This is a genomic window from Longimicrobiaceae bacterium, from assembly GCA_035936415.1.
Classification (GTDB): Bacteria; Gemmatimonadota; Gemmatimonadetes; order Longimicrobiales; family Longimicrobiaceae; genus JAFAYN01.
In genome coordinates, this window is sequence record DASYWD010000403.1 from 1 (window position 1) to 3816 (window position 3816).

The 3816-nt window shown below is 75.0% G+C and carries 5 protein-coding genes; 4 read left to right on the top strand and 1 reads right to left on the bottom strand.

Annotated features, from left to right (window positions below):
* The coding region (locus VGR37_16400; protein ID HEV2148988.1) for a glycosyltransferase at positions 1 to 371 on the bottom strand (371 nt) is incomplete at its 3' end.
* Positions 372 to 843: 472 nt separating this feature from the next.
* Between VGR37_16400 and VGR37_16405 the strand changes: the two genes are divergently transcribed.
* The 4 genes from VGR37_16405 to VGR37_16420 form a co-directional block, all read left to right on the top strand.
* Positions 844 to 1167 (top strand): hypothetical protein, encoded by a 324-nt coding sequence (locus VGR37_16405; GenBank protein HEV2148989.1) that lies wholly within the window; start codon positions 844 to 846, stop codon positions 1165 to 1167.
* Positions 1168 to 1281: 114 nt separating this feature from the next.
* Positions 1282 to 1953, top strand: coding sequence for a phosphoribosyltransferase (locus tag VGR37_16410; GenBank protein ID HEV2148990.1), 672 nt, complete (start codon positions 1282 to 1284; stop codon positions 1951 to 1953).
* A gap of 25 nt (positions 1954 to 1978) precedes the next feature.
* Positions 1979 to 3322 carry an erythromycin esterase family protein gene (locus VGR37_16415; protein ID HEV2148991.1) on the top strand — a complete coding sequence of 448 codons (1344 nt, stop codon included), beginning with the start codon at positions 1979 to 1981 and terminating at the stop codon, positions 3320 to 3322.
* Between the two features lie 89 nt (positions 3323 to 3411).
* On the top strand, positions 3412 to 3816 hold a 405-nt coding region (locus tag VGR37_16420), incomplete at its 3' end, for a hypothetical protein (protein ID HEV2148992.1).

Here is a 3816-nt window from a genome sequence, read left to right on the forward strand (position 1 = left end):
GGCTCGGCGGCCGCGTACGTGCGGCAGAGGTGCAGCAGGCGCTCCGGCGCGGAGGGGTCGTCGTCCGCGGCGAGCATCACCACGTCGCCCGTCGCCTCCGCCATCCCGGTGAAGCGCAGCGCCTGCGGCGTGGCGTCCTCCGGCGCGGCGAAGAAGCGCACGCCCGGGAACTCGCGGGCGAGGCCGGCCGTCTCCGGGTGGGCGCCTCCTCGCGCCACGACCACCTCCACCCCGCATTCTCCGGCGAGGGGGAGGAGCGCGCCGAGGAGCGCGCGGAGCGCCCGGGGCTCGCCACGCGACGCCACCACGAGCGAGAGAGCGGGGGATTCGCCCGTGGCCTGGGCCCGGGCATCGGCATGCGGGAAACGCACGTGCGCTCGCGTCGGTGGCGATGGAGGATTGCATGGGCGGCCGCGCGGAATGCACGGCCGCCGCACGGCGGGACGGAGAGAGACCGCGCCGCTACCTGTTCCGGCAGGAAAAAAGGGAAGTTCCGTGCCATGCAGCCGGCGCGGCCCCGATGGGGGCGCCGCTGCCGATCGGCAAGGAGTGGCGCCGTTTTCGGCGGAAACGCATGGCGGGATCGCGGGGGGTGTGTTGCGCTCCTGCAACACCCGTCGTCCGGAGTGTCCCCGTGCCGCCTCATCTCCGGCGCCCGGGCGCGGCCGGGGCTCCGGACCGCCTCGCGGACGCCGCCGCGCAGAACATCGGGCCGCCGGGGTTTCCGGACAAGCCCACCCCCGCGCGCACCATTCGGCCCGCGGCGGTGTATCCATCCGTTCCACGCGCCGGGAGCCCGGCGCCAGACCCCCGGGCCAGCGGCCCCCGTTTTCGACGACCCGGATGAAGCACGAGCTGATCGAACAGGAAGACCGCAGCGCCAGCTACGCCGACGAGCGCGGCGTCGGCGCCCGCGCCGGGGTGTTCCTCCTGGACGGCCGGTACCACGTCGCCAACCAGGCCTCCCGCGCGGAGCGCCGCCTCACGGAGATGGGCGCGCTCCGCGTGGCGACGCTGGTCTTCGACGCTGGCGAGGCGCGCCGGGAGGTCTCCGGCGGCGCGACCCGCCCGTACGCCTTCTCCGCCCCCGCCCGGATCACCCCCCTCGCGCCGCTGGCGCCCCGCCAGGCGCTCGCGGGCCTCCCCGCCCCTCCCAGCCGGAACTGAGCGTCCGGCGCCCATACAAAGCCTGGACAGACAAGGGTTTCGGCCCTGTCGGACCGGATCTTGCGGCCCCCTCGCACTCCGATTTTTCGGTGCAGCGGTGGAGGAAGGCCGGACATGGCAGAGCAGAAGTACAGGGACCGGACGGAGGCGGGGCGCGAGCTCGCCGACCGCCTCGGAGAGTACGCCGGACGCCCCGACGTGGTGGTGCTCGCGCTCCCGCGCGGCGGCGTCCCGGTGGCGTACGAGGTGGCGCGCGCGCTGGGCGCGCCGCTCGACGTGTTCCTGGTGCGCAAGCTGGGCGTGCCGGGGCACGAAGAGCTGGCGATGGGCGCCATCGCCTCCGGCGGCGTGCGGGTGCTGAACGCGGACGTGGTCAACGCGCTCCGCGTTCCCCCCGCCGCCGTGGACGCGGTCGCCGCGCGCGAGATGGGAGAGCTGGAGCGCCGCGAGCGCGCATACCGCGACGACCGCCCGCCGCCCGCCGTGCGCGGAAGGACGGTGCTGCTCGTGGACGACGGGCTGGCCACCGGCTCCACCATGCGCGCCGCCGCGGAGGCGCTGCGCGGCCTCGGCCCGGCCCGGCTGGTGGTGGCGGTGCCGGTGGGCGCGGCGGAGACCTGCGACGCCTTCGCGCGCGAGGTGGACGAGGTGGTCTGCGCCCGCACCCCGGAGCCGTTCTACGCGGTGGGGCTCTGGTACGAGGACTTCTCGCAGACCACGGACGACGAGGTGCGAGACCTCCTCGCGCGGGCGGCGGAGGCGCGCGCCGACGCGCCCGGGGGCTGAGAGGCGAGCGGAAGGAGGAGCGCGGATGCGGGAGACCGGGACCGGGGTGGGCGAGGTGCTGCGGGGGGCGGCGGTCCCCCTGACGGGGCACCTGGGCGACTACGACGAGCTGCTGGAGCTGGTGGGTGACGCGCGGGTGGTGCTCCTGGGCGAGGCCACGCACGGCACCCACGAGTTCTACCACGAGCGCGCCCGCATCACCCGGCGGCTCGTCGCCGAGAAGGGGTTCACGGTGGTCGCCGTGGAGGCGGACTGGCCGGACGCCTACCGGGTCAACCGCTTCGTCCGCGGCACCGGCGACGACTCCAGCGCCAACGAGGCGCTGGGCGGCTTCCGGCGCTTCCCCACCTGGATGTGGCGCAACACCGACGTCCTCACCCTGGTGGACTGGCTGCGCGAGTACAACGCCTCGCTCCCGGCGGGCGCCCAGCGGGTCGGCTTCTACGGGCTGGACCTGTACTCCCTCTTCTCCTCCATAGAGGCGGTCATCGGATACCTGGAGCGGGTCGACCCCGAGGCGGCGGGGCGGGCCCGGCGCCGCTACGCCTGCTTCGAGCACTTCGGCGAGGACTCCCAGGCGTACGGCTACGCCGCCGAGCTGGGGATCACCCCCGGGTGCGAGGACGAAGCGGTGCAGCAGCTCGTGGAGCTGCAGCGGCGCGCCGGGGAGCTGGCCCGGGCCGACGGGCGCATCCCGGAGGACGAGCACTTCTTCGCCGAGCAGAACGCCCGGCTGGTCCGCAACGCGGAGGAATACTACCGCAGCATGTTCCGGCGGCGGGTCTCCTCCTGGAACCTCCGCGACCGGCACATGGCGGAGACGCTGGAGGCGCTGGTCCGGCACTTCGACGCGCGCGGCGGCCCCACGAAGGTGGTGGTCTGGGAGCACAACTCGCACATCGGCGACGCCCGGGCCACGGAGATGGGCGAGGAGGGGGAGCTGAACGTGGGGCAGCTCGCGCGGGAGCGGTGGGGGCGGGACGCGGTGCTGGTGGGGTTCACCACGCACCACGGGACGGTGACCGCCGCCTCCGACTGGGACCAGCCGGGCGAGAGGAAGCGGGTGCGGCCCGCCCTCGCGGGCAGCTACGAGGCTCTCTTCCACCTCCTCGAGATCCCGGCCTTCCTCCTCCCCGTCCGCGGCCGCGCGGAGGTGGCCGAAGCGCTGGGGGAGATGCGCCTGGAGCGCGCCATCGGCGTGGTCTACCTGCCCGGGAGCGAGCGCGTCAGCCACTACTTCCACGCCCGGCTCGCCGAGCAGTTCGACGCCGTGGTCCACGTGGACGAGACGCGCGCGGTGGAGCCGCTGGAGCCCACGGAGGAGTGGCACGCGGGCGAGCCCCCGGAAACGTTCCCCTCGGGGCTCTGACGGACGGCTCGCAGCACGCAGCTTCGACACGGGAGGACGGCATGGCACAGGATCGCCCCGCGCCGAGATCGCCTGATGGAGGACCGGCGATGAACGGCACGAGTGGCGGGGAGCGGCTGGTCCGTGTCCCCGCGGGCGGGGTGACGCTGGAAGGGAACCTGGGGGTCCCTCCGGAGGCGCGGGGGGTGGTGCTCTTCGCCCACGTTAGCGGGAGCAGCCGGCACAGCTCCCGCAACCGCTACGTGGCCGGGGTGCTGCGGGAGGCCGGGCTCGCCACCCTGCTCATCGACCTCCTGACCGCCGAGGAGGAGGCGGTGGACGTGCACACCGCGCACCTCCGCTTCGACATCGGGATGCTCGCCGGGCGGCTCGTGGGGGCGGCGGAGTGGCTGGCGGCGGAGCCCTCGACGCGGGCGCTGCGGGTCGGGTGCTTCGGGGCGAGCACAGGGGGCGGCGCGGCGCTGGTGGCCGCCGCCGAGCGGCCGGAGCTGGTC